This window comes from Actinomadura kijaniata NBRC 14229, assembly GCF_001552175.1.
GTDB lineage: Bacteria > Actinomycetota > Actinomycetes > Streptosporangiales > Streptosporangiaceae > Spirillospora > Spirillospora kijaniata.
The window spans coordinates 110,048-131,850 of record NZ_BCQR01000001.1 but is presented as its reverse complement, the minus strand read 5'-3'; the positions used below and the strand labels follow the sequence as shown (position 1 = coordinate 131,850).

The 21,803-nt window shown below is 72.9% G+C and carries 21 protein-coding genes; 13 read left to right on the top strand and 8 right to left on the bottom strand.

Annotated features, from left to right (window positions below; translation table 11 throughout):
* The first annotated feature begins 67 nt into the window (after positions 1-67).
* The 8 genes from AKI01S_RS00625 to AKI01S_RS00590 all read left to right on the top strand — a co-directional run bounded on the left by AKI01S_RS00625 (position 68) and on the right by AKI01S_RS00590 (position 8,315).
* Positions 68-1,144, top strand: a complete 1,077-nt coding sequence (locus AKI01S_RS00625) for an MCE family protein (protein WP_083998681.1) — start codon at positions 68-70, stop codon at positions 1,142-1,144.
* Positions 1,141-2,229 (top strand): MCE family protein, encoded by a 1,089-nt coding sequence (locus tag AKI01S_RS00620; protein WP_067810953.1) that lies wholly within the window; start codon positions 1,141-1,143, stop codon positions 2,227-2,229. Before AKI01S_RS00625 ends, AKI01S_RS00620 begins: the two co-directional genes overlap by 4 nt.
* A complete protein-coding gene (locus AKI01S_RS00615) occupies positions 2,229-3,293 on the top strand; it encodes an MlaD family protein (RefSeq protein ID WP_067810951.1) in 1,065 nt (354 codons plus the stop codon). The genes AKI01S_RS00620 and AKI01S_RS00615 overlap by 1 nt, the downstream gene beginning before the upstream one ends.
* Positions 3,293-4,360, top strand: a complete 1,068-nt coding sequence (locus tag AKI01S_RS00610; RefSeq protein WP_245681427.1) for an MCE family protein — start codon at positions 3,293-3,295, stop codon at positions 4,358-4,360. The genes AKI01S_RS00615 and AKI01S_RS00610 overlap by 1 nt, the downstream gene beginning before the upstream one ends.
* Positions 4,357-5,448 carry an MlaD family protein gene (locus tag AKI01S_RS00605; protein WP_067810947.1) on the top strand — a complete coding sequence of 364 codons (1,092 nt, stop codon included), beginning with the start codon at positions 4,357-4,359 and terminating at the stop codon, positions 5,446-5,448. Before AKI01S_RS00610 ends, AKI01S_RS00605 begins: the two co-directional genes overlap by 4 nt.
* Positions 5,445-6,776, top strand: coding sequence for an MCE family protein (locus AKI01S_RS00600; RefSeq protein WP_067810944.1), 1,332 nt, complete (start codon positions 5,445-5,447; stop codon positions 6,774-6,776). Before AKI01S_RS00605 ends, AKI01S_RS00600 begins: the two co-directional genes overlap by 4 nt.
* A 26-nt stretch (positions 6,777-6,802) precedes the next feature.
* Entirely contained in the window at positions 6,803-7,774 is a 972-nt protein-coding gene (locus tag AKI01S_RS00595; RefSeq protein WP_067810941.1) for a hypothetical protein, read from the top strand.
* 97 nt (positions 7,775-7,871) lie between these two features.
* A complete protein-coding gene (locus AKI01S_RS00590) occupies positions 7,872-8,315 on the top strand; it encodes a MarR family winged helix-turn-helix transcriptional regulator (RefSeq protein WP_083998679.1) in 444 nt (147 codons plus the stop codon).
* A gap of 102 nt (positions 8,316-8,417) precedes the next feature.
* Here AKI01S_RS00590 and AKI01S_RS00585 read toward each other — a convergent pair whose 3' ends face one another.
* A complete protein-coding gene (locus tag AKI01S_RS00585; protein ID WP_067810935.1) occupies positions 8,418-9,305 on the bottom strand; it encodes a TauD/TfdA dioxygenase family protein in 888 nt (295 codons plus the stop codon).
* 120 nt (positions 9,306-9,425) lie between these two features.
* On the bottom strand, positions 9,426-10,034 hold the full coding sequence (gene rpsD, locus AKI01S_RS00580; protein ID WP_067810932.1) for a 30S ribosomal protein S4: 609 nt from the start codon (positions 10,032-10,034) through the stop codon (positions 9,426-9,428).
* A gap of 71 nt (positions 10,035-10,105) precedes the next feature.
* On the opposite strand from rpsD, the gene AKI01S_RS00575 reads away from it, so the two are divergent.
* Positions 10,106-10,864: a DUF2470 domain-containing protein gene (locus AKI01S_RS00575; RefSeq protein ID WP_245681426.1), complete on the top strand. Its 759-nt coding sequence runs from the start codon at positions 10,106-10,108 to the stop codon at positions 10,862-10,864.
* On the opposite strand, the gene AKI01S_RS00570 is transcribed toward AKI01S_RS00575, so the two are convergent.
* Complete coding sequence (locus AKI01S_RS00570; RefSeq protein WP_083998677.1) at positions 10,828-12,033, bottom strand: MFS transporter; 1,206 nt, start codon at positions 12,031-12,033, stop codon at positions 10,828-10,830. The genes AKI01S_RS00575 and AKI01S_RS00570 overlap by 37 nt on opposite strands.
* Before the next feature lie 56 nt (positions 12,034-12,089).
* Between AKI01S_RS00570 and AKI01S_RS00565 the strand changes: the two genes are divergently transcribed.
* Complete coding sequence (locus AKI01S_RS00565; RefSeq protein WP_245681425.1) at positions 12,090-12,644, top strand: CGNR zinc finger domain-containing protein; 555 nt, start codon at positions 12,090-12,092, stop codon at positions 12,642-12,644.
* Positions 12,645-13,097: 453 nt separating this feature from the next.
* Here the strand turns inward: AKI01S_RS00565 and AKI01S_RS00560 are convergent, their stop codons facing one another.
* Positions 13,098-14,513: an MFS transporter gene (locus AKI01S_RS00560; RefSeq protein ID WP_083998675.1), complete on the bottom strand. Its 1,416-nt coding sequence runs from the start codon at positions 14,511-14,513 to the stop codon at positions 13,098-13,100.
* A gap of 112 nt (positions 14,514-14,625) precedes the next feature.
* Between AKI01S_RS00560 and AKI01S_RS00555 the strand changes: the two genes are divergently transcribed.
* Complete coding sequence (locus AKI01S_RS00555) at positions 14,626-15,216, top strand: helix-turn-helix transcriptional regulator (protein WP_067810919.1); 591 nt, start codon at positions 14,626-14,628, stop codon at positions 15,214-15,216.
* A gap of 97 nt (positions 15,217-15,313) precedes the next feature.
* On the opposite strand, the gene AKI01S_RS00550 is transcribed toward AKI01S_RS00555, so the two are convergent.
* Both AKI01S_RS00550 and AKI01S_RS00545 read right to left on the bottom strand, forming a co-directional pair.
* Positions 15,314-16,465, bottom strand: coding sequence for a DUF5925 domain-containing protein (locus AKI01S_RS00550; protein ID WP_083998672.1), 1,152 nt, complete (start codon positions 16,463-16,465; stop codon positions 15,314-15,316).
* A 43-nt stretch (positions 16,466-16,508) separates the two neighbouring features.
* Positions 16,509-17,288 carry a lysophospholipid acyltransferase family protein gene (locus AKI01S_RS00545; RefSeq protein WP_067810917.1) on the bottom strand — a complete coding sequence of 260 codons (780 nt, stop codon included), beginning with the start codon at positions 17,286-17,288 and terminating at the stop codon, positions 16,509-16,511.
* A 139-nt stretch (positions 17,289-17,427) separates the two neighbouring features.
* Here AKI01S_RS00545 and AKI01S_RS00540 point away from each other — a divergent pair, with 139 nt between their 5' ends.
* Positions 17,428-18,291 carry a hypothetical protein gene (locus AKI01S_RS00540; RefSeq protein WP_067810915.1) on the top strand — a complete coding sequence of 288 codons (864 nt, stop codon included), beginning with the start codon at positions 17,428-17,430 and terminating at the stop codon, positions 18,289-18,291.
* A 13-nt stretch (positions 18,292-18,304) separates the two neighbouring features.
* Here the strand turns inward: AKI01S_RS00540 and AKI01S_RS00535 are convergent, their stop codons facing one another.
* Positions 18,305-18,979: a uracil-DNA glycosylase gene (locus AKI01S_RS00535; protein ID WP_067810913.1), complete on the bottom strand. Its 675-nt coding sequence runs from the start codon at positions 18,977-18,979 to the stop codon at positions 18,305-18,307.
* 263 nt (positions 18,980-19,242) lie between these two features.
* Here AKI01S_RS00535 and AKI01S_RS00530 point away from each other — a divergent pair, with 263 nt between their 5' ends.
* Positions 19,243-20,697 (top strand): WS/DGAT/MGAT family O-acyltransferase, encoded by a 1,455-nt coding sequence (locus AKI01S_RS00530; RefSeq protein WP_067810910.1) that lies wholly within the window; start codon positions 19,243-19,245, stop codon positions 20,695-20,697.
* On the opposite strand, the gene AKI01S_RS00525 is transcribed toward AKI01S_RS00530, so the two are convergent.
* Positions 20,675-21,685: a hypothetical protein gene (locus AKI01S_RS00525; RefSeq protein ID WP_067810907.1), complete on the bottom strand. Its 1,011-nt coding sequence runs from the start codon at positions 21,683-21,685 to the stop codon at positions 20,675-20,677. The genes AKI01S_RS00530 and AKI01S_RS00525 overlap by 23 nt on opposite strands.
* Positions 21,686-21,803 lie beyond the last annotated feature (118 nt).

The following is a 21,803-nucleotide window of genomic DNA, read 5'->3' as shown; positions in this document are numbered from 1 at the left end:
GCGCAACGGGTGAACGCCGAATCTCCCTTCCTCCGCCTTCGGGCGGAAGTCTCCTCGGAGGTATCCGATGAGCGACGAACCCCTCTCCTCGCGTTCTCGTGTGATGTTCGGGCTGGTCGGTGCCGGGGTCATCGTCGGGGCCGCCACGGTGGTGGCGCTCGGCGCGACGCCCGACACGGCGGGGTCCACCTACTACCGGGCCGCGTTCTCCCGGGCCGGGCAGGGGCTGGACCCCGGCAAGTCCGACGTGAAGATCCGCGGTATCACCGTCGGCACCGTCGACCGGGTCGCGCTCGGCCGGGACGGGCGGGTCGACGTGCGGCTGCGGCTGGACCGGGGGGTGAGGGTGCCCACCACGACCGCCGCGCGGATCGAGCCGCTGTCGGTGTTCGGGCCCAAGGACCTGGTGCTGGACCTGGGGCGGAACGAGCTGAGCGGGCCCTTCCTGCCCGCCGGCGGGCGGATCGCCCAGACCCGGGACCCGCAGGAGCTGTCGGAGACCGCCTGGCCCACCTACCGGCTCACCCGGGCGATCAACCCCGACGAGCTGGCGACCGTGCTGCGGACGTTCGCGGCCGGGCTGAACGGGCAGGGGCCCGCGCTGCGCCGCACCATCGACAACGGCTCCAAGGTCATCGACGCCACGCACGCCAAGCGCGCCGTCATCAGCCGGCTCATCAGCGACGTGTCGGGGATCTCGGGGACGCTGGGCTCGCGCGGTGACACCTGGATGCGGTTCACCGGCGACTTCAACCAGGTCGGTCCCGTCATCCACGAGCGCCCCGACAAGGTGCAGCAACTGCTGGCCGAGGGCGGGGACCTGGCCGACACGGTCGGCGGCACGCTGCGACGCCGGGGCCGCGACCTGGGCGAGCTCATCGACGACGCCGGGGACGTCGCGTCGGTGCTGGCGCAGGAGCGGCGGCACATCCCGACGCTGCTGGACACCCTCAACGGCTTCTTCAACCTGCTGTCGCAGATCATCCGTGTGCCCGGCCCGAACGGGACGCTGCTCGCGCAGGCGGTCGACACGCTGCCGCTGGACATCTGCCAGACGCTGGTCGACATCTGCCCGACGCGGCCGACCCGGACGGCCTTCGACCAGAAGGTGAAGAGCGGGCCGACGATGGTGGTGCGGCCATGATCGGACGTCTCCGCGGCCGTCCGGGCCGTGGGCCGCAGTACGCGGTGACCGTCAAGTTCGGCGTGTTCGTGCTGCTGACGGGGTTGCTGACGTTCTTCATCGGGCAGCAGATCCTGGCCACCAGCTTCAACGCGCGCTACAGGATCACCGCCATCTTCGACGATGTCACCGGGCTGCTGGAGAACGATGTCGTCAAGATCGCCGGAACGCCGGTCGGGCAGGTCACCTCGATCCGCGTGCGGCAGGGCAAGGCCGTGGTCGGCATGGAGATCGACCGGGAGGTCCGCGTTCCCGCCGACTCCACCGCGGCGGTCCGCTGGCGCAACGTCGTCGGCCAGCGCGTCGTCTACCTGGAGCCCGGCCAGAGCCCCGCGAAGCTCGCGCCCGGTTCGCGCGTCCCGCACACCCGCTCGGTGGTGGACCTCGGCGAGGTCGTCAACGCGCTCGGCCCGCTCACCCGCAACCTGGACCCCAACCAGCTCAACAAGATCCTGTTCTCGCTGTCCCAGGCGCTGGAGGGCAACGAGGACAACATCAACGTGATGGTCCGGAACCTGGACGTGCTGCTGCGCACCTTCGAGGCCCGCAGGGGCACGATCCGGGACATGATCAAGAACTACGAGGTCGTCAGCGAGGCCGTCGCCACCCGCGACCGGCAGATCGCCGCCAGCGTCGACAACCTCGCCGAGCTGTCGAAGGTGTTCGCCGACAACCACCGGCTGCTGGAGGACGCGGTCGTGGAGGTCGCGGGCGTCACCACCAACCTCAACCAGGTGCTCGGCGGCAACGACGCGCAGCTCGCCCGCATCATCGACAACCTCGGCAAGTTCTCCGAGACCTTCCGCCTCAACGTGGACCAGCTGGAGCGCATGGTGCGGAACCTGCCGGTGACGCTGCGGCAGCTCTTCGCGGCGGGCAACGGCGGCAACTTCCTGCGCACCAACGTGGTCTGCCTCAACATCCAGCAGGGCCCGTGCCCGTTCCCGATGCGGCTGCCCCCGCAGTCGGGCCGCACCGCCCCGGAGAACGCGCCCAAGCCCGACGAGCTGGAAAAGCTCCGGCGGATGCTGCAGGGGGGGAGCTGATGGCGCTCAAGTCGCTGCGCGACGTCAACCACCGCGTCGTCGCGATCGTCTTCCTGAGCCTGCTCGCCGCGACGTGCGTGTTCGCGTTCGCGATCGGGCAGCTGCATCTGCTGGACCGCGGCTACACCGTCACCGCCGAGTTCTCCGACACCGCCGGGCTGAAGGCGGGCCAGGACGTGCGGGTCGCGGGCGTCAAGTCCGGGCGCGTCACCTCCGTCGAACCCGACTTCGCTCGCGGCCGGATCCTCGTGAAGATGCACGTCAACGCGGGTATCGACCTTGGCGTCGACACCCGCGCCGAGATCCAGACCACGACGCTGCTGGGCGGGCGCTACGTGCGGCTGTCGGGCCCGGTCGCCCGCCCCTACCTGGCGACGCTGCCCGACCCGCGGCGGCGCATCCCGCTCAACCGCACCAGCGTGCCGTTCACGGTGCCCGACGCGCTGGAGGGCGCGCAGAACATCGTCGGCAAGCTCGACCAGAGGAGCATCGACAAGCTGCTCACCGAGGTCGGGAGGATCGAGTCGCCGAGCGCGGCCAAGCTCAAGGAGATCCTGACGAACGTGCAGCGGGTGTCCCGCACGCTCAACGACTCCGCCCCCGAGATCGAGAAGCTGATCGAGAACAGCAGGTCGATCACCGGGACGCTGGCCGCCAAGGACCGGAAGCTCACCCAGATCATCAACTCCTCGCAGGTGCTGCTGGACACGCTGGTGCGGCGGCGCAACGAGCTGGCCGCCACCATCGGCCAGGGCAGCCGCACCGTGCGCACCCTGTCCAACGTCATCGCCCGCAACGAGCGCGAGCTGAACCGGCTGCTGGACAACCTGCACCTGCTGACCACCCGGCTGGCGCCCAACATGGACGCCCTCAACACCGACTTCTCGCTGCTCGGCCCGACGTTCAGCCGCGTCGCCGCCGTGCGCGGCAACGGCCGGTGGGTGGAGGGCGTCATCACCGGCCTCGGCCCGCTCCAGCCGACCGGGCCGATCTCCAGCGGATGGCCGCCCGCCGACTCCGGCGGCAACCGGCCGGCGTCCGACCGGCGAGGGGGAGGCAACTGATGAGGATGGTCGCGAGACGTCCCTGGCCGGCGGTGGTGGTGCTGGCCGGAGCGCTGCTGGCGTCGCTCGGCGGCTGCGCCCTGGTCGGCGGCGACGGCCTCGGCCAGCGCCGCATGACGGTGTACGTGCCGAAGGCCCGCTCCTTCTACAAGGAGTCCAAGGTCAAGGTGATGGGCGCCGACGTCGGGCTGGTCGACGAGGTCGTCAACATGGGCGACCGCATCAAGGTGACGTTCCACATCGACCGGGACGTGCCGCTGCCCCGGGGCGTGCAGGCGTCGATCGTGCCGCTCAACCTGGTCGGCGAGCGCAACCTGGTGCTGCACCCGGCGTGGAGGCCCGGCGAGCCGAAGGAGACGGGCAACGTCATCCCGATCGAGCGGACCCACGTCCCGGTCGAGGTGGACGACGCGCTGTCGTCGTTCACGAACCTGGCCAACGCGCTCGACCCGACCAAGATGCAGAAGGCGCTCGGCGACGCCGCCGACTCCTTCAACGGCAACGGCAGGGCGTTCAACGCCACCCTGGAGGAGTCGGGCCGCCTGGTGGAGAACATCGCCGGGCAGGACAAGGAGCTCATCGAGGTCGCCCGCAACCTCGACCGGCTCGCCGGGGTGGTGCGGGGCCGCGAGCAGGTCCTCGGCCAGATGATCCGCAACTTCGGCGAGGCCACCCGCGTGCTCAGCGCCGAACGCGGCGAGCTCCAGGAGCTGGTGCGCGGCATCGTCGACCTGTCGCGGCACGGCGACAAGCTGCTGGACAAGTACAAGGGCCAGCTGCCCTACGACCTGGCGGTGCTCACCAAGACCGCGCTGGTGCTGAAGGGCAACGCCCAGTCGCTCGCGCAGCTGCTGCGGGCGCTGCCGGGCATCAACGAGGCCCTCATCAACGGCTACAACCCGCGGAACAAGTCGCTGCAGATCCGCTTCGCCACCGACAACTTCCTGCGGACCTGGCTGCGGACGATCCTCAACCGCGAGTACGTGCCCTGCCCGCTGCCCAAGCCGAACTCCAACTGCCCCTGGATGGAACGCGAGGGCGCCGGCCAGAACGGAGGCCGTCCATGAGACATCTGGTGAGAGGGGTCGCGGTCGCGGTGACGCTGTCGCTGACGGCGACGGTCACCGCCTGCTCGTTCCGCACCGCCGGGGGCGACCGCGGCGAGCTGAAGCTGACCGCGACGTTCGACGACGCGCAGGGCCTGGTCGCCGGGCACAGCGTCAAGATGTCCGACGTCAACGTCGGCAGCGTCACCAAGGTCGAGCTGGCCGAGGGGTACAAGGCCCGGACCACCCTGTCGATCAAGGACGGGATCCGGCTGCCGCAGGGCACCAGCGCCGAGATCAGGGTGACGTCGCTGCTGGGCGAGAACTACGTGGACCTGTCCCTGCCGCCGGGCGGCAGCATGGATCGGGGGCCGTTCCTGGCCAAGGGCGCGGCGATCCGGCAGACGAGCGTGCAGCCCGCGTTCGAGCAGGTCGTCGGGCAGGCCGGCCCGCTGCTCAAGGCGCTGGCCGGCAACGACGTCGCCACCGTCGTCAACGCCGGGGCCACCGCCCTGGACGGCAACGGGAAGAAGCTCAACTCCACCATCGCCAAGTCCGGCGACCTACTGAAGATCTTCGCCGAGCAGCGGGCGGAGCTCGGCCGCGCGGTCGACGAGTTCGCCCGGTTCGGCCGCGCGCTCGCCCGGGGTGAGGACGAGCTGAGCCGGGCCCCCGGCGAGCTGGAGAAGACGACCCGGCTGCTCAACGAGAACAAGCACCGCATCCTGTCGACCGTCGACAAGCTCACCAGGATGGCCGCCGAGCTCAACGACAAGGTCCTGGAGGGCCGCGTCGCCCGCTTCCGGCGGCTGCTGCGCGACCTGGACCCGGTCCTGGCCCAGCTCGGCAACAACCGGACCCGCCTCACCAACCTGGTCAACGGGCTGGTCACGTTCGAGCAGAAACTGCCGCGCGCCAGCTACGACGGTCAGCTGCTGCTGTACCCGCTGCTGCGGATCGTCTGGCCGGACGGCACGCTGGTGATCCCGGGGCAGGGCGGCGGCAGCGGCCAGGGCGCCGGGCAGCCCAAGAAGACCGGACAGAAACTCCCCGGGCGACTGCGCGGGGCCCTGCCCGACCTGGACGACATCCTGGAGCCGCGGCGATGACCAGGCGACTCACGATCAACCTCGGCGTCTTCGCGGCGCTGGCCGTGCTGATGACGGTCTGGGCGTTCACCAGCGTGGTGCGGTTCGACTTCATCGACCGGCCCTACCGCGTCACCGTCGAGTTCGAGTCCTCACCCGGCCTGCACCCGGGTTTCGAGGTGGACTACCTGGGCGTGCGCATCGGCAAGATCGACTCGGTGCGGCTGGAGAAGTCCAAGGTGGTGGTGCGGCTCGACATCGAGCGGGGGACGCGGATCCCGGCGAACGTCACGGCCGCCGCCGCCCGCAAGTCCGCCGTCGGCGAGCCGGTCGTCGAGATCACCCCCGAGCCCGGCGCGGCGCGCGGCCCGACGATGCGGCCCGGCACCGTGATCCCGGTGTCGAAGACCAAGGTGCCGCCCCGCTACGGCGACCTGTTCGGCGCGGTCATCAAGACGCTCAAGGCCATCGACCCCAACGACGCCCGGGTCCTCACCCACGAGCTCGCCGAGGGCTGGTCGGGCCGCGAGGGCTCGCTGCGGCAGATCATCCAGGGGGGTGACCAGCTCACCCAGACGTTCGCCGACAACACCGAGCTGCTCGACGGCCTCACCTCCGACCTCGGCAGGATCGCGAGCGTGCTCAACGCCAACCGCGGCGACCTCGGCGCGGGCATCGACAACCTCGCCGCCCTCACCGGCGCCCTGCGGCAGGTGCGCGGCGAGCTGAAGGTGCTGCGCGACGACGGCCCCGAACTGCTCAGCACCGTCAACAGGCTCCTGGACAAGACCGGCCCCGACTTCGAGTGCGCCGTCGGGTCGCTGGCCGACCTCGGCATCACCCGCTACAACCCCGACGCCCTCGCCGACCTGCGCCGCACGCTGCGGCTGTCGCCGTCGCTGAAGGTCGTGCTGGACAACGTGATCGGCCAGGACCAGGGCAGGCCGGTGCTGAACGTGGTCTTCCTGGTCACGCTCCGCAAGCAGGCGACGCTGGAGTTCAAGCACCCGCTGCCGCAGCCGGCGGTCAACCCGATGCTGCGCTGCCCGGGCGGCCGCGACCCGATCACCACCAGGCAGGCGTCGTACCAGGGCAAGAACCCCGGTGACACGAGGCCCTCCCACGACCCGGCCCACAACAAGCCCAACCCGCCCGGCACCGTGCCCGATCCGCTGGCGGCGCGCAGGGCCGCGGAGAACGCGCGCGACTCTTCTGCCGGACCGCCGGTTTGGCTAGTGTACGTTCCCCCGGTCCTGGCCCTGATGGTGCTGATCAGGGTGATGGCGGGCTCGGTGCCCGTGCTCTCGCGCCTGCCCCGCCCGCGTTCGCGCCGCCGGCGCGAGGACTGATCCCCAACCCCCGAGGAGTACCCGAAGTGACAGCCAGGACCCCCAAGGACGTCACCGAGGACGCCGAGGAGACGCCGGCGGCGGAGGTCGAGGCCCCCGACGAGGACGCGGCGGGCGGGGAGGCGTCCCGCCCGGCCAGGCGCAAGCGCCGGGTGCGGGTGATCGAGGTCATCGACGACGACGATGACGACCTCGACCTGGACGACGTGCTGAAGTCGGTCGAGGAGGAGGAGCGGCGTGAGCCGAAGCCCAAGCCCGCCGCCGCCCGGCCGCGCCCGAAACTGACCAAGCCGGTCGAGGCGGACGCCGACGACGAATCCGACGACGAGGACGACGAGTCCGCGGCTCCCCGCGGGAAGAAGGCGCGCCCCGCGCCGGTCAACGTGGACGCGGCCCCGGCGGGGTCGGCGTTCGGCATGACCCGCACCGCCGCGGTCGTGACGGTCGTGCTGGTCGCGGCGCTGGCGAGCCTGGCGATCTGGCAGTGGACCAGCGCGTCGTCGCTGTCGTCGGCCGAGGAGGACCGCAAGTCCGTCGAGAAGGTCGCCGCCGCCTACGGCAACGCCGCCCTCAACTACAACGCCGCCAACTACCAGTCCCAGATGGACAAGGCCCAGAAGCTCATGGCGGGCGACCTGCTGGACAACTTCAAGCAGTGCACGCTGCCGAACCTGGGCAACACGTTCAAGGAGCAGCCCGAGCTGGCGCTGACGTCGAAGACGGCGCAGACGTTCGTGGGCAGCGTGGACGAGCGGTTCGCCACCGCGACCGTCTCGGTGGACGTGACCGTGCGCAGCAAGACCCTCAACACCGACGTTCCGGCCAACCTGATCCGGCTGTCGCTGTCGAAGGTCGGCGGCGACTGGAAGGTCACCCAGCAGTTCGCCTCCGGCAACAACCAGCAGAAGCGCGGCTGCGACGACGGCGGGCTGGCCGTTCCGGGCGGCGGCACCGGCACCGACAAGGGCAAGGAGAAGGACACCAAGCCCAAGAACTGACGGCCCGGACCGTGCGCGCCCCACCCGGTGGACGCCGGACGGGGCGCGCTGTGCTGTGCTGGGGGCCGGGACTTCGGGTTCGGGAGGGAAGACGGGCGTGGATCCTCTGGTCGGGGAGTTCGGGACGTTGCTGGGCGCGGCGGCGGCGCTGGAGAGGATCGCGGGCCGCGAGCTGGAACGGCGGTGCGGGATCCGGCACGCGGTGTTCGAGGCGCTGCTGCGGCTGAAGGACGGGCCGGTGTCGATGGGGGACCTGGCGGCGTCGCTGATCCTGACCAGCGGCGGGGCGACCCGGCTGATCGACCGGATGGAGACGGCGGACCTGGTGACGCGGCACGCGGCCGAGGGGGACCGGCGCCGCCAGATCGTGCGCCTGACCGAGGCGGGCGAGGCGAAGCTGGCGCAGGCGCTGACCGTGCACGCCGAGACGCTGCGCCGCCACTTCGCGGCCCCGCTGGGGGAGGACGAGCTGCGCGCGATGGTCGAGTCCCTGCGCACCCTGCGCGCCCACGCCCGCGAGGAGCTGGGCTCACTGCGCTGACCCGGGATCTGTCGGTGGCCGCCTCTAGGCAGTGTTACAAAAGCCCTGGTGAGGCGCGAGCCCCCTGGGCGAGCGCCGTGGGCCAGGGCTTGGAAACACGGCCTACAGGTAGCGGGCGGCGGCGGCCTCGGCGGGGGCGTCGGCGCCGGTCACGCCGTCGGGGCCCTTGGGAACGCCGTCGTCGATCTCGGCCGGGCAGTTGATGGTGACGCGGTGCATCTTGCGGCGCTGGGTGTAGTCGGCGACCGCGTAGTGCTGGGTCGGGCGGTTGTCCCAGAACGCCAGCGTGCCGACCCGCCACTTCAGCCGCACCTGGAACTGCGGGTCGCGGACCGCGTCGAACAGCAGCGGCAGGATCGCCTCGTTCTCCCGGCGGGACAGGCCGATGAGGCGGGTGACCGAGGAGCGGTTCACGTAGAGGGCCTTGCGGCCGGTCTCGGGGTGGACGCGGACGACCGGGTGGACGACCGGCGGGTTCTTCTCCTGCATCGCGCGCAGGTCCATCCGGTGGCCCTTGTCGATGGCCTTGGTGACCGACATGGTCAGGTCGTGCTCGGCGTACAGCTCGTCGCAGAGCCGCCGGAGCCAGGGCGCGAGCGAGTCGTAGGCCATGTACATGTTGGCCCAGAGGGTGTCGCCGCCGACCTCGGGGAGGATGACCGCGCGCAGCAGCGACCCCATCGGCGGGGTCTTCATGAACGTGTTGTCGCTGTGCCACTGGTCGCCGCCCTCGCCCTTGGGGTCGGTCTGGTCCAGCACGTGCACGGCGCTGCCGGAGGTGTCCATCGGCGGCAGGTTGGCGGTGCCGAACTGCTTGGCGAACGCCACGTGCTCCTCGTCGGTGATGTGCTGGTCGCGGAAGAACAGCACCATGTGCGTGAGCAGGCCGTCGCGGATCTGCTGGACCTGTTCCCCGTCGAGGGGCTTGCTGATGTCGACGCCGGTGACCTCGGCACCGATGTTCCGGGTCATGGGGTGGAATTCGATCATGTCCGGGGGCCTCCATCGGAGTACTGGCCAAGCAATCGCTAGGTTGACTGTATCCGATGGAGGCGGACACCTGTCCAGACCCGCCCCGGGCCGTATGCGGTTGTGCGCGCCGAACGCGCGTCAGCGCGAGTAGTGCTCGACGACGAGCTGCTCGTCGCAGATCACCGGGATCTCGCCGCGCTCGGGCAGCCGCGTGAACTGCGCGACCAGCGCCTCGTGCCGCACGTCCAGGTAGCCCGGGACGTTCTCGGTGTGGGCCCCGGTGGCGGCGACCTGGAACGGCGTCATCTGGCGGCTGCGCTCGGCGACCTGGATCACGTCGCCCGGGCGCAGGCGGTAGGAGGGCCGGTCGACGCGCTTGCCGTTCACCAGGATGTGGCGGTGCACGACGAACTGGCGGGCCTGGTAGATCGTGCGGGCGAACCCGGCGCGCAGCACCAGCGCGTCGAGCCGGCGCTCCAGGTCCACGATCAGGGCCTCGCCGGTCTTGGCGCCCTTGACCTTGGCGGCCTTGGCGAACGCGTTGCGGAGCTGGGTCTCGCGGATGTTGTACTGCGCGCGCAGCCGCTGCTTCTCGCGCAGCCGGACCTTGTAGTCGGACTCGTTCTTGCGGGCGCGGCCGTGCACGCCCGGCGGGTAGGGCCGCGCCTCGAAGTACTTCACGCTCTTGGGCGTCAGCGGGATGCCGAGCGCGCGGGACAGGCGGACCTTGGGGCGGGAGTTGTTCAAAACGCACCTCGCTGTGGTTAGGTAAGGCTTAGTTAGGTTAGCCTAACCTACAACGTCAAGGAGGGTGGATGATGAGCGAGGGCACCACGGGACGGCCCACCGCGGCCGAGCGGGCGCGCACGTTGGCCTACGGGGTGGCGGACGGCGTCCTGGTCGCGCCGGGCGTCCCGTACGCGCCGGTCTCCGCCCACATCACCGACGAGAACGGCCGCCCCCTGCTCCTCATGCCCACCGGCTCCCCGATCGTGGCGGCGCTGGCGGGCGAGCCGGACCTGCCCGCGACGCTGCGGCTGAGCGACGTCGCCCCGGTGGCGCTGCCGGACCGGGTGCGGGGCCGGGCGTGGCTGCACGGCTGGCTGACGGAGGTCCCCGCGTCCGAACGCCGCGCGGCGGCCGTCCGCCTGTCGCGCCTGCACCCGCGCTCCGAACTGCTGGACCTGGGCGAGGAGTGGACCCTGCTGGCCCTGGAGGTCGCGGAGGTGGAGATCGAGGACCCGTGGGGGACGGCGAACCTGGAGCCGGAGGAGTACGCGGCGGGGGCGCCCGACCCGTTCACGGCGGTGGAGGCGGGCGTCCTGACCCACCTGGACGGCGCCCACCGGGACGAACTCCGCCTCCTGCTGAAGAACCTGGGCCACTTCCCGTCGGAGGCGACGGTGGTCCGCCCCCTGGCGCTGGACCGGCACGGGATGTGGCTGCACATCACCGTCCCCGACACGGAGGACCCGGGCCCGTTCGCGCTGCGGGTGGCGTTCGCCGAGCCGGTGGACGACATGGACGGCCTGCGCTGCGTCTACCGGCGGCTGTTCGCCGGCGCGACGCGTTCCTGACGCGGCCCGGCGCCGACCAGCGCGCACGAGGCCGCCGCGACCTGGACGGCTGCGGCGACGGCCAGCGCTCCGGGGAGCGACCAGGCGGCGAGCGGCCCGGCGGCCCCCGCCCCGACCGCGTAACCGGTGATCTTCAGGCTGGCGCCGGTGGTGAAGACCTGGCCCCGCAGGCGTTCCGGGGCCTCCCGGTGCCTGACCGCGAACAGCGCGGTCAGCTGGGGCCCCTCGCCCACCCCGGCTACGAGCGCCGCCACCGCGACCAGCACCGGTCGTTCCGTGGCGGCCAGCAGGAGCGCGACGGCCAGCACCAGGGCGCTGCCCCACACGACGGTGTCCGGGCGCAGCGGCCCGGGACGGCGCGCGAGGACGGCGTTGGCCGCGAGCGCCGCGGCGGCGACGCCCGACAGCAACAGCGCCCCGCGGTCGGCCGAGCCGAAGACCCGCGCCCCGAGCAGCGGGGCGCAGGCGAGCAGGACGCCCTGCCCCACACAGGAGACCACGGAGACCGCCGTCGCGGCGGCCAGCGCCCGGACGCGGACGATGGCCCCCACCCCGGCGGCCAGGTCCCGCCCGAAGGACCGTCCTCCGGGCGTCCTGGAACGCGGCGTCCGCGTCGCGGGGAGCGTCCACGCGACGGGAAGGGCCGCCAGGATGAGGGCGGCCGCCACGACCATGCCCGCCGGCGCGCCCGCCAGCGCCGCGACCGCTCCGGCCAGGGCGGGACCCGCCAGTGCGGCGGCGTTGAACGTCATGGCGTCCAGCGCGTTGGCGCGGGGGAGCCGTTCCGGGCCGACGACGCGGGGCAACTGGGAGGTCCACCCTCCTGCCAGCGCGGGACCCAGCAGACCCGCGCCGACCGCGATCGCCGCGACGGCGGCGAGGGGGAGGCGGCCCAGGGTTCCCAGGATGAGCAGGAGCGCACCCGCGTAGACCGCGAGGGCCCAGGCCAGCAGCCTGCCCGGCCGTTCGACCCGGTCCAGCAGCGCCCCGAAGACGGGGCCGCCCACGGCGGCGGCGACCATGAGCCCCGCCAGCAGCGTCGACGCGGCGGTCTCCGAGCCGGTGACGGCCAGCCCGGCCAGCAGCAGCGCGGGCCCCGACATCTCGTCCCCGGCCCGCGCCGAGGCCGCCCCGGCGACATAACATCCCATGCGGTAACGCTTTAACATGATCGGCACGTTACACAGGTAACGCAAAACCACGCCAGATGCGTTACATTGCCGCCATGCCCTCTCCCGGCCGTGAATGGTCCACCCGGCACTCGGTGCAGGCCATGGCGCACCGCACCGTCGCGCTGGTCAACGCCCTGACCACCGGGGACCCGACCCCCGCCGAGATCGCCCGGATCCTGCGGGAGCACGGCGAGGCGGACCCGGTGACCGTGACCGACGCCGAGGTCCGGGAGATGCGGGCCGCCGCGCGGACGCTGCGCGAGGTCTTCGAGGCCGCCCACGTGGACCGGGCCGCATCCGCCCTGAACGCCCTCCTCCGCCAGGCCCCCGGCCCCCCGCGCCTGACCTCCCACGACGGCACCGGCCCGTGGCACCCCCACCTGGACGGCCACGACGACGCCCCGTGGCCGGAGTGGTTCCTGACCTCCTCCGCCCTGGCCCTGACCATCCTGCTGTGGGACACCCAGCGCCCGCCCGGCGGCGTGTGCGCCTCAAGCACCTGCCAGAACGTCTTCCTGGCCACCGGCGGCGGCCCGCCCCGCCGCTACTGCTCCCGCCGCTGCGCCACCCGAGAACGAGTAGCCACCCACCGCCGCACCCACCCCTGACCCCACCCGACGCTTTGCCAATGGTCCGAGCGAGCGCGGTATCGCTGGGAGCCCTCCGGGGAGCCCGCCTCCGGCCGGGCGGCGGCCAAGCCCCCTTCTGCGCCGGGCGCCAAGCGTCAGCGCGCCACCGCGCCCACCCCTGGCCACCGCGCCCGCCCCGCCGCCCACATCGCGATCATGCCGGTTGAGCGCGGTAGTGCTGGGCGACCAGCGGGGGGAGCCTGTCTCTGGTCGGGCGACGGCCAAGCCCCACTTTGCGCCGGGCTCCAGGTGGACACCCGCCGCTGTACTCACCCCTGGCCGCCGCGCCCGCCCCGGTGCCCGGTCGGCGGTCCGCGCCGTGGCTGCGCCGGGCCGAGCAAGGATCTCGCCGACCTCTCTCCGGTCCGCGCTCCCGTGCCCGGTCGGACGGAGTCTCCGGAGCCGGGCGGCTGATCGTCGCGCCGGGGGTGTTCATCGGTGGAGGGGTAGGCGTTGTTCGTTCGTTTCCGTCTTCGGGGCGTTCATCGGCGGCTTGCGGCGGGAGGCGGCTGTTGGGGCGGCCAGGGCCGTGATCAGTACCAGCAGCCCGCAGGCGGCCACCAGGGACCAGCCGGGGCGGGACGCCTCGGCCAGCCGGGCGGGGGCGGCGCCGGCGAGGAAGCCGCCCGCGGCGGCGACGCCCAGGGCCGAGCCGAGCTGGCGGGCGGTGGAGGTGATCGCCCCGGCGACCCCGGCGTGGGCCGGCGGCAGGCCGCTGACGGCGGTGTTGGTGATCGGCGCGTTCGCGAACCCGAACCCGACACCGATCAGCAGCAGGGCCGACGACAGCAGCCGGACGTCGGGGTGCGGGCCGATGCCCACGGCGCCGAGGCCGCCCGCCGTGAGGAAGGCCCCGGCGAGCAGCAGGGGCGGGCGCGCGCCGAAGCGGCCGACGAGCACGCCCGAGAGCGGGGCGCACACGGTCGCGGCGATCGCCATCGGCAGCGTGACGAGCCCGACGGCCATCGGGGACATGCCCCGGGCGTGCTGGAGGTAGAGGGTGGTGAGCAGCAGCGTCGCGCCGAGGGCGACGAACACCACGACCGCGCCCACCGCGGCGGCGAGGAACGGCGGGCGGCGGAACAGCCGCGGATCCACCAGCGGCTCCTCCCGGCGCGCCTCCACCCCGGCGAACGCGCCCAGCGCCACCGCCACCGCGACGTAGCCGGCCAGCATCGCGGGCGAGCCCCACCCGAGGTGCGGCCCCTCGATCAGCGCGGCGACCGCGCCGCCGACCACGACGGCCAGCAGCAGCTGCCCCCACCCGTCGAGCCGGCGCGGCCGCTCCGCCCGCGACTCCGGCACGAACACCGCGGTTAGCACCAGCGCCGCGACCACCACCGGCACGTTGATCCAGAAGACCGAACGCCAGCCGGACTCCGCGACGAGAACGCCGCCCACCAGCGGCCCGGCGGCCATGCTGGCGCCGAAGACCGCCGCCCACACGCCGATCGCCCGCGCCCGCCGCCGCGGCTCGGTGATCACGTTGACGACGATCGCGAGCGCCACCGGGCTGAGCATCGCGCCGCCGACGCCCTGCGCCGCGCGGGCCGCGACCAGGACGCCGGCGGTCGGCGCGAGCGCGCAGGCGACCGACGCGACACCGAAGACGACCAGCCCGAGCCGGAACACGCGGCGCCGCCCGAACCGGTCGGCCAGCGCGCCGGACGTGATCAGCAGGCTCGCCAGCACGAGCGTGTAGGCGTCGACCGTCCACTCCAGGCCGCGGGTCCCGACGTCCAGCCCGGCGCCGATCGCGGGCAGGGCGACGTTCACGGCCGTCGTGTCCAGACCCACCAGGAACAGGCTCAGGCAGCAGGTCGCCAGCACCGTCCAACGTCTGTCCATCGTCACTCCTTCGCATGGTCGCGGGAGCAACACTGTCGGGCCGCCGGAACCCGCCCGGCCAGGAGATTTGCGAAGACTGCAAAAAATCCCCGGCCAGGCCAGACTGGCGGGCGTGGACGCCGAAATGGAAGAACTGCTCGCCGCCATCGGGCCCCGGCTGCGCTCGCTGCGCCGCGACCGCGGCATGACCCTGGCGGCGCTGTCGGAGGCGACCGGCATCTCCGTCAGCGGCCTGTCCCGGCTGGAGTCAGGCCGGCGCCGCCCCACCCTCGAACTGCTGATCCCGATCGCCCGCGCCCACCGCGTCGCGCTCGACCAGCTCATCGCCGCCCCGGCGACCGGCGACCCGCGCGTCCACCTCACCCCGCTGCGGCGCCGCGCGGGCAGCGTCCTGGTGCCGCTGACGCGGTACCCGGGCCGCCTGCGGGTCTTCAAGCAGGTCATCGCGCCCTGCCCCCGCAGGCTCGTCGCCCACGACGGTTACGAGTGGCTGTTCGTGCTGGCCGGGGAACTGCTGCTCGTCCTCGGGGAACGCGAGATCACGCTGGGGCCCGGCGAGGTGGCCGAGTTCGACACGGCCGAGCCGCACTGGTTCGGCCCGAACGGCGACCGCCCCGTGGAGATCCTGCACATCTTCGGTCCGCAGGGCGACAAGGCCCGCGTCCGGGCACGACCGGAGGAACCGCCCGGCCACCAGGGCTAGGGCCTGTTCCGACGTGGGCCCGCGGGCCGGATCGCGAAGCGATGTCGCGTTCGCCAGGACCTGGTGAGGCGCGAGCGCCGGGGCTTGGAAACACGGACTAGAGGTAGAAACCGGTGGCGGTGCTGGACGGGCGGTCGGCGGTGGGCCGCTCGCCCTTCGACAGCGCCACCAGCTCGGCCAGCGTCGCGCCGTCCGGGCCGACCTCCGCCTCCGTGCCCGCCTCGGCCAGCCACGCCGCCGACTCCGCCTGCGTCAGCGGCCCCACCTCGACCTGCGCCAGGCAGCGTCCCGGCCGCACCACCGCCGGGTGCAGCCGGGTCAGGTCCTCGTTCGTGGTGATCGCCACCAGGACGTCGCGGCCCTGGCCCAGCATCCCGTCGGTCAGGTTCAGCAGGCGCGACAGGCCCTGCCCCGCCGACTGCTTGGCCTCGCCGCGGATCAGCTCGTCGCAGTCCTCCAGGATCAGCAGCCGCCAGCGGCGCTTCTCCTCGTCGTCGTCGCCGACGGCCACCTCCATCAGGTAGCTCGGCGCCCCGAACAGCGACTCGGGGTCCAGCACGCAGTCGGCGTCGCACCAGTCCTTCCACTCCCGCGCCAGCGCCCGCAGCGCCGTCGTCTTGCCGGTGCCGGGCGGGCCGTGCAGCAGCAGCAGGCGGCCCGAGACGTCGTCCGGGGACAGCGCCATGACCCGTTCCAGGGCGGCGGCCACCGGGGCCGAGTAGTTGCGGCGGATGTCGGACCAGTGGTCGGCGGAGATCGCGCGCTCGTTGCGCTGCGGGCCGCGGGCGGACAGGTGCCAGAAGCCCATCTCGACGTTGGTGTCGTCGGTCTGGGGCGGGTCGGTCGCGTCCCGGACCGACTCCTCGAAGATCTCCTCGGCGAGGTCCTCGGCGGTGGCGGTGACCGCGACGTAGGCGCCGCCCTTCCACCGGTTGACCAGCAGCGTCCAGCCGTCCCCGGTCGCCAGCACCGTCTCCTGGCCGCGTTCGCGGGCCGACCGGACCAGCCGCGCGCCCGGGGGACGCAGCGGGGCGTCGGGCTTGACGTGCTCCAGCCGGGTGGACCGCGCCCAGGGCTGCTCGCCCGACGCGAACGGCCGCAGCGCCAGCACCTCCAGCACCTCGCCGGGCGTGCTGTTCTCGTCGAGGTTGAAGACGACGGGCAGGATCGACGGGCTCGGATCGGCCTCGGGGACCTCCGGCGCCGGAACGAGCTGCAGGATCTCCGGCGGGCGCCGTGACGTGGTCATGCCTTCGATGATCAGCCTGTGGTCCCGCCGGAGTCCATCGAATTTACCCCTGCTCCCGCGCCTCGCGGGCGGCCCGGCGGGCGGCGCGCTCCTCGGCCTCGGCCGCGTCGAGGGCCTCGGCCTCCTCCGGCGTCGGGGCGGTGCCGCCCAGGTAGGCGGGCTGCCACCACTTCTCGTCGGCCGCCGGGATCTCGGGGTACTCGCGCTGCGCCTTCTCCAGCAGGTCCGAGATCCGCTGCCGCAGCTCCTTGGTGACCTGGTCGTAGTCGTCGCCGCGCTTGGGGTGCATGGGCTCGCCGACCAGGATCGTGATCGGCACGCCCCGCTGGAACAGCTGGCGCGGCCGCCCCTTGGTCCACAGCCGCTGCGGCCCCCAGATCGCCATCGGGACCAGCGGGACGTTCGCCGCCACCGCCATCCGCACCGCGCCGCTCTTGATGTCCTTCACCGTGAACGACCGGCTGATCGTCGCCTCGGCGAACACCCCGATGACCTCGCCGGACTTCAACGCGTTCAGCGCCGCCTTGTAGGAGGCCGCGCCCGCCTGGCGGTCCACCGGGATGTGGTGCATGCCCCGCATCAGCGGCCCGGCGATCCGGTTGTCGAAGATCTCCTTCTTCGCCATGAACCGCACCAGCCGCCCCGCCGGGTGCGCCCCGAGCCCGGCGAAGATGAAGTCCAGGTAGCTGACGTGGTTGCTGACGAGCACCGCGCCGCCGGTGGCGGGGATGTTCTCCGTTCCCTCCAGGCGGAACTTCAGGTTCAGGGCCTTGAACAGCCCTTTAGCCGCCTTGATCACCGGCGGGTACACGATTTCGGCCATGCGTGCACCGTACTGGGGATCGCCGCTCGCGGCGACCGGCACGGGGTGAGACGAACACCGGCGATAGATCACACAGTTAGTCGGAACTCTGAGAAGGTAGGGAGACGGACGTGAACCGGTGACGAGTGAGAGGGGATGGGTGTTGGAACCGTTGGACGCGGCGGGGGACGTGCACGCGCTCATCCGCGATCTGCTGCCCGTGGTGGTCCCGTCGGCCTGGTTCGACGAGGGCACCTCGGAGGTGGTGCTGCCGCTGGGGCGGTCCGAGGCGCGGGCCTCCACCTGGACGGTGCTGGAGCGGTGCGCGCGCGACGACCCGGCGGCGTGGCCGCGGCTGGTGGACGAGTGGCTGCGCGAGGTCGACGACCGCGCGGTGCGGGCGGTCGGCGAGATGGAGCTGTTCGGCGACGTCCGGGAGCTGCTGCGGCTGCGGATCGTGCCGAAGCTGGCGCCGCGCGACCGGGAGGGCCTGGTGGTCGTCCCGGCCGGGGACCACTTCGACGCGATGGTGATGATCGAGCACCCCCGGTACGGCGGGCCGCTGACCAAGGCCCGCGCGGGGCTGCTGGGGCTGCACCGGCTCGGGTACGTCATGACCAACACCCATGACCGCGAGCTGGCCGACGTGCAGGTCCGCGACCAGCCGCTGCTGCCGGGCCGGAACGTGCGGGTGATCACCAAGCCGGGCAGCCGCTACGTGTCGGCGCTGCTCAGCGAGATCCACCAGTTCCTGCCCGCCGACAACGTCCACGGGGCGCTGGTGGGCGCGCCGTGCCACAGCACGCTGCTGCTGTACCCGATCGCGTCGCGGTCGGTGGCGGAGGTGCTGCCGGTGTTCGCCGACGTGGTCGCCGAGATGCACGCCGACGCCGACGACCCGTGCGCCCCCGGCGTGTACTGGGGGCACGAGCGGCGGCGGCTGACGCCGTTGCGGCCGGACGCCGGGCCGGACGGGTCCGACGAGTTCGCCGCGCTGCTGCGCCGCCTGCCCACGGAGGGCTAGCGGGGCGGGCGCCTCAGGGCAGCTTCCAGTCGATCGGGGCGGCGCCCTGCTGCTCCAGCAGGGCGTTGGCCCGGCTGAACGGGCGGGATCCGAAGAACCCCTTGTCGGCCGAGCGGGGGCTCGGGTGGGCCGACTCGATCGCCGGGACGCTCCCCAGCAGCGGCCGCAGGTTGCGGGCGTCGCGGCCCCACAGGATCGCCACCAGGGGCTTGTCACGGGCGGCGAGGGCGCGGATGGCCTGCTCGGTGACCTCCTCCCAGCCCTTGCCCCGGTGCGAGCCGGACTTGCGCGGCTCGACCGTCAGCACCCTGTTGAGCAGCAGGACGCCCTGGTGCGTCCACGGTGTGAGGTCGCCGCTGGTCGGCCAGGGCAGCTCCAGGTCGACGCGCATCTCCCGGTAGATGTTGATCAGGCTTTCCGGGGGCCGGACGCCGGGGGCCACCGAGAAGCTCAGACCCACTGGGTGGCCGGGCGTGGGATAGGGGTCCTGGCCGACGATCAGCACACGGACCTCGTTGAACGGCTGCTGGAACGCGCGCAGGATGTGGGGTCCGGCGGGCAGGTAGCGGCGGCCCGCCGCGACCTCGGCGCGCAGGAACTCGCCCATGGCCGCTATGCGGTCGGCGACCGGCTCCAGCGCCTGCGCCCAGCCCGCCTCAACGATCTCCGAGAGTGGTCGTCCCGTCATGGCGCTTTACCTTAGACCGCCGGGCCGACAGGACGCGGCCCTCTTGCTCATGGAACGTTCCGGACGGAAGGTCTTGACCGATATGGGACGTTTGTCGGTTGGAAAATTTTGTACGAAACGAGGGAAACGCGCTGTCTGAGTGCCCGGAACGTCCTGTTAAGTCCGCGTTACTTCCTAACAACCTCCGTTGACCTACCGTCCCGTAGTCCGTAACTCCTAGAGGGGTAGGCGAAGAGCACCCAGAGCAGCGAGAGCGGGACGAGATGAGCCAGCTGACGACCGTGGACGCGACCTTCCTGAACGCCGAGACGCCCACCACCCACGCGCACATCGCGGGGCTGGGCGTCCTGGACGCCGCCTCCTGCGCCGGCGGAAGGCTCACCGTCGCGGCGGTGGCCGACCTGGTCCGCGACCGGGCCCACCTGGCCGCCCGGCCCCTCCGCCAGCGCCTGGTCCAGGTGCCCCTGGGGCTGGACCGCCCCTACTGGGAGGACGACCCCGGCTTCGACCCCGAACGCCACATCTTCGAGATCGCCCTGCCCGCCCCCGGCTCGGACCGGCAGCTCGCCGACGCGGTCGCGACGCTGCACGAACGCCCCCTCGACCGGTCCCGCCCGCTGTGGGAGATGGTCCTGATCCAGGGCCTGTCGGGCGGCCGCACCGCCGTCTACGTCAAGGTGCACCACGCGGCGATCGACGGCGTGATGGCCGCCGAGACCCTCGCCGCGCTGCTCGACCTGTCGCCCGAGCCCCGCCCGGTGCCCGCCGCCGACGGCGAGCCGAAGCGCGCCCCCGGCGCGTGGACGATGATGAGCACGGCGCTGCTGAAGACGGCGCTGCACCCGTTCCGCAGCGCGGTGTCGGTGGCCCGCACCGCGCCCCACCTGGACGAGATCCCCGGCGTCGCGGCGATCCCCGGCGTGGGCCGGATGACGCGGCTGGTGCACGGCGTCCTCGGCCGCGAGGCCCCGCCGCCCGCGCCCCGCACCAGCGCGCCGCCGACGCCGTTCAACCAGCCGATCGGCCGGGGCCGCGCGGTGGCCTACGGGGAGCTGTCCCTGGCGGAGATCAAGGAGATCCGCCGGGTCCTGGGCGGCAGCGTCAACGACGTGGTCATGGCGCTGTGCGCGGGGGCGCTGCGCACCTGGCTGGACAAGCGGGGCGCGCTGCCGTCGGACCCGCTGGTCGCCGGGGTGCCGGTGTCGCTGCGGCGCGGCGACGACGACCCCGACGCGGGCAACCAGGTCTCCATCATGACCGCGCCGCTGGCGACGCACCTGGCGGACCCGGCCGACCGGTACGCCGCGACCCGCGCCGACATGGACCGGGCGAAGCGCCGCTTCGTGTCGTCGTCGGGCGCGTGGGTCCAGGAGATGGCGGGGCTGCTGCCCGCACCGCTGGCCGCCCCGATCATCCGGCTGGCGATGACGGCGTTCCCGACGGCCGGGTTCCTGCCGCTGAACCTCATCATCTCGAACGTGCCCGGCCCGCAGTTCCCGCTGTACCTGTGCGGCGCGAGGGTCCTCGGCTACTACCCGATCTCGGTGGTGACCGACCTCAGCGGCGGCCTGAACATCACGGTGTTCTCCTACGACGGCAAGGTCGACGTGGGCGTGGTCGCCTGCCGCGACCTGGTCCCGGACCCGGCCGAGCTGATCGACCACCTGAACGACGCGCTGGACGAGCTGAAGGACCTCACGCGGAACGCGCGGGACTGACGCCGAGCGCCCGCCGGTGCCGCCAGGCGAGCCGCAGCGCGGCGGCCCCGGCGGGCTGCATCGGCTCGGGGACGGACCCGTCGAACGCGGCCAGGGACACCCGGCCCTCGTCGTTCTCGGCGACCAGCCCGCCGAACAGGGCGGCGAAGGCCGCGTCCCCGACGACGGTCACGGTCAGCAGGTCGACGGCGAACGTCAGCGGGTCGACGCCGAGGCCGAGGCAGTAGGGGCGCACGTCGCCGCGTTCGCGGGCGGCGTCCCAGTCGCGCCGGAACGCGGTGAAGCGGTCGTCGGCGCGCGTGTAGTCCTCGCCCGTGCCGAGGAACTCCTCGCCGTACTCGCGCGTGATGTTCCACCACAGGTCGAGGTCGGCGCGCTCGTCGGTCGCCTGCTGGAACACGCCCACCGGCATGACCTGGTGCAGCCCGCCCGCGTGCGCCACCTTGGCGGGGTCGCGCCAGTGCAGCACGTAGGTGCCCGACACCGTGACGGTCAGCGTGGTCACCGCCATCAGCGCGGGCCGCCGGGCGAGGTCGCGGGGGTCGCCGACGCGTTCCCGCAGCGCCCGCCCGCCCTCGGCCAGCTCGTGGGCGGCGGCCTCCCCGACGTTCACGGCGTCGAAGTAGCGCGCCCGGCCGAACCGCAGCACGGGGTCCCCGCGCAGCCCGACCGCCAGCAGGCGGTAGGCGGGGCGGTTCTCGAACACTTTGGGCGCGGCGAGCGCCCCGACGGCCCCGGCGTAGTCGGCGAAGCCCTCGGGCAGCCCCCGCCCGGGGCCGGTGACCGCCGGGGGAGGGGCATGCTCGGTCCACTCCAGCCGGACGCGCTCCAGCGGCACGGGCGCGTCCGGCGTCCAGGCGTCCCGGCCGAGCAGTGGGGTCCCGGCGACCCGCGTCATGTTGGCGTAGTACGCGTCGGCGATCCTTCCGAACCGCTCCCGGTCCCGCACCAGCCGTTCCCTGACCTCCAGCCACTCCCGCGCGCCCATGCCGCCACCCTAGGTCGTGTCGCGAAGCCCCGGCCTACGGCGCTCGCCTCGCACGTCACCAGGTCCCGGCCGGCACGACATCGCTCCACGACCTGACCCCCGGGCCCTCGCCGCCGGG

Bases quoted from the DNA above. Each gene is read 5' to 3' on its own strand.
- AKI01S_RS00625 (WP_083998681.1), top strand. From the start codon at position 68: ATGAGCGACGAACCCCTCTCCTCGCGTTCTCGTGTGATGTTCGGGCTG.
- AKI01S_RS00620 (WP_067810953.1), top strand. From the start codon at position 1,141: ATGATCGGACGTCTCCGCGGCCGTCCGGGCCGTGGGCCGCAGTACGCG.
- AKI01S_RS00615 (WP_067810951.1), top strand. From the start codon at position 2,229: ATGGCGCTCAAGTCGCTGCGCGACGTCAACCACCGCGTCGTCGCGATC.
- AKI01S_RS00610 (WP_245681427.1), top strand. From the start codon at position 3,293: ATGAGGATGGTCGCGAGACGTCCCTGGCCGGCGGTGGTGGTGCTGGCC.
- AKI01S_RS00605 (WP_067810947.1), top strand. From the start codon at position 4,357: ATGAGACATCTGGTGAGAGGGGTCGCGGTCGCGGTGACGCTGTCGCTG.
- AKI01S_RS00600 (WP_067810944.1), top strand. From the start codon at position 5,445: ATGACCAGGCGACTCACGATCAACCTCGGCGTCTTCGCGGCGCTGGCC.
- AKI01S_RS00585 (WP_067810935.1), bottom strand. From the start codon at position 9,305: ATGATCGAATTCCACCCCATGACCCGGAACATCGGTGCCGAGGTCACC.
- AKI01S_RS00575 (WP_245681426.1), top strand. From the start codon at position 10,106: ATGAGCGAGGGCACCACGGGACGGCCCACCGCGGCCGAGCGGGCGCGC.
- AKI01S_RS00570 (WP_083998677.1), bottom strand. From the start codon at position 12,033: ATGTTAAAGCGTTACCGCATGGGATGTTATGTCGCCGGGGCGGCCTCG.
- AKI01S_RS00565 (WP_245681425.1), top strand. From the start codon at position 12,090: ATGCCCTCTCCCGGCCGTGAATGGTCCACCCGGCACTCGGTGCAGGCC.
- AKI01S_RS00560 (WP_083998675.1), bottom strand. From the start codon at position 14,513: ATGGACAGACGTTGGACGGTGCTGGCGACCTGCTGCCTGAGCCTGTTC.
- AKI01S_RS00550 (WP_083998672.1), bottom strand. From the start codon at position 16,465: ATGACCACGTCACGGCGCCCGCCGGAGATCCTGCAGCTCGTTCCGGCG.
- AKI01S_RS00545 (WP_067810917.1), bottom strand. From the start codon at position 17,288: ATGGCCGAAATCGTGTACCCGCCGGTGATCAAGGCGGCTAAAGGGCTG.
- AKI01S_RS00535 (WP_067810913.1), bottom strand. From the start codon at position 18,979: ATGACGGGACGACCACTCTCGGAGATCGTTGAGGCGGGCTGGGCGCAG.
- AKI01S_RS00530 (WP_067810910.1), top strand. From the start codon at position 19,243: ATGAGCCAGCTGACGACCGTGGACGCGACCTTCCTGAACGCCGAGACG.
- AKI01S_RS00525 (WP_067810907.1), bottom strand. From the start codon at position 21,685: ATGGGCGCGCGGGAGTGGCTGGAGGTCAGGGAACGGCTGGTGCGGGAC.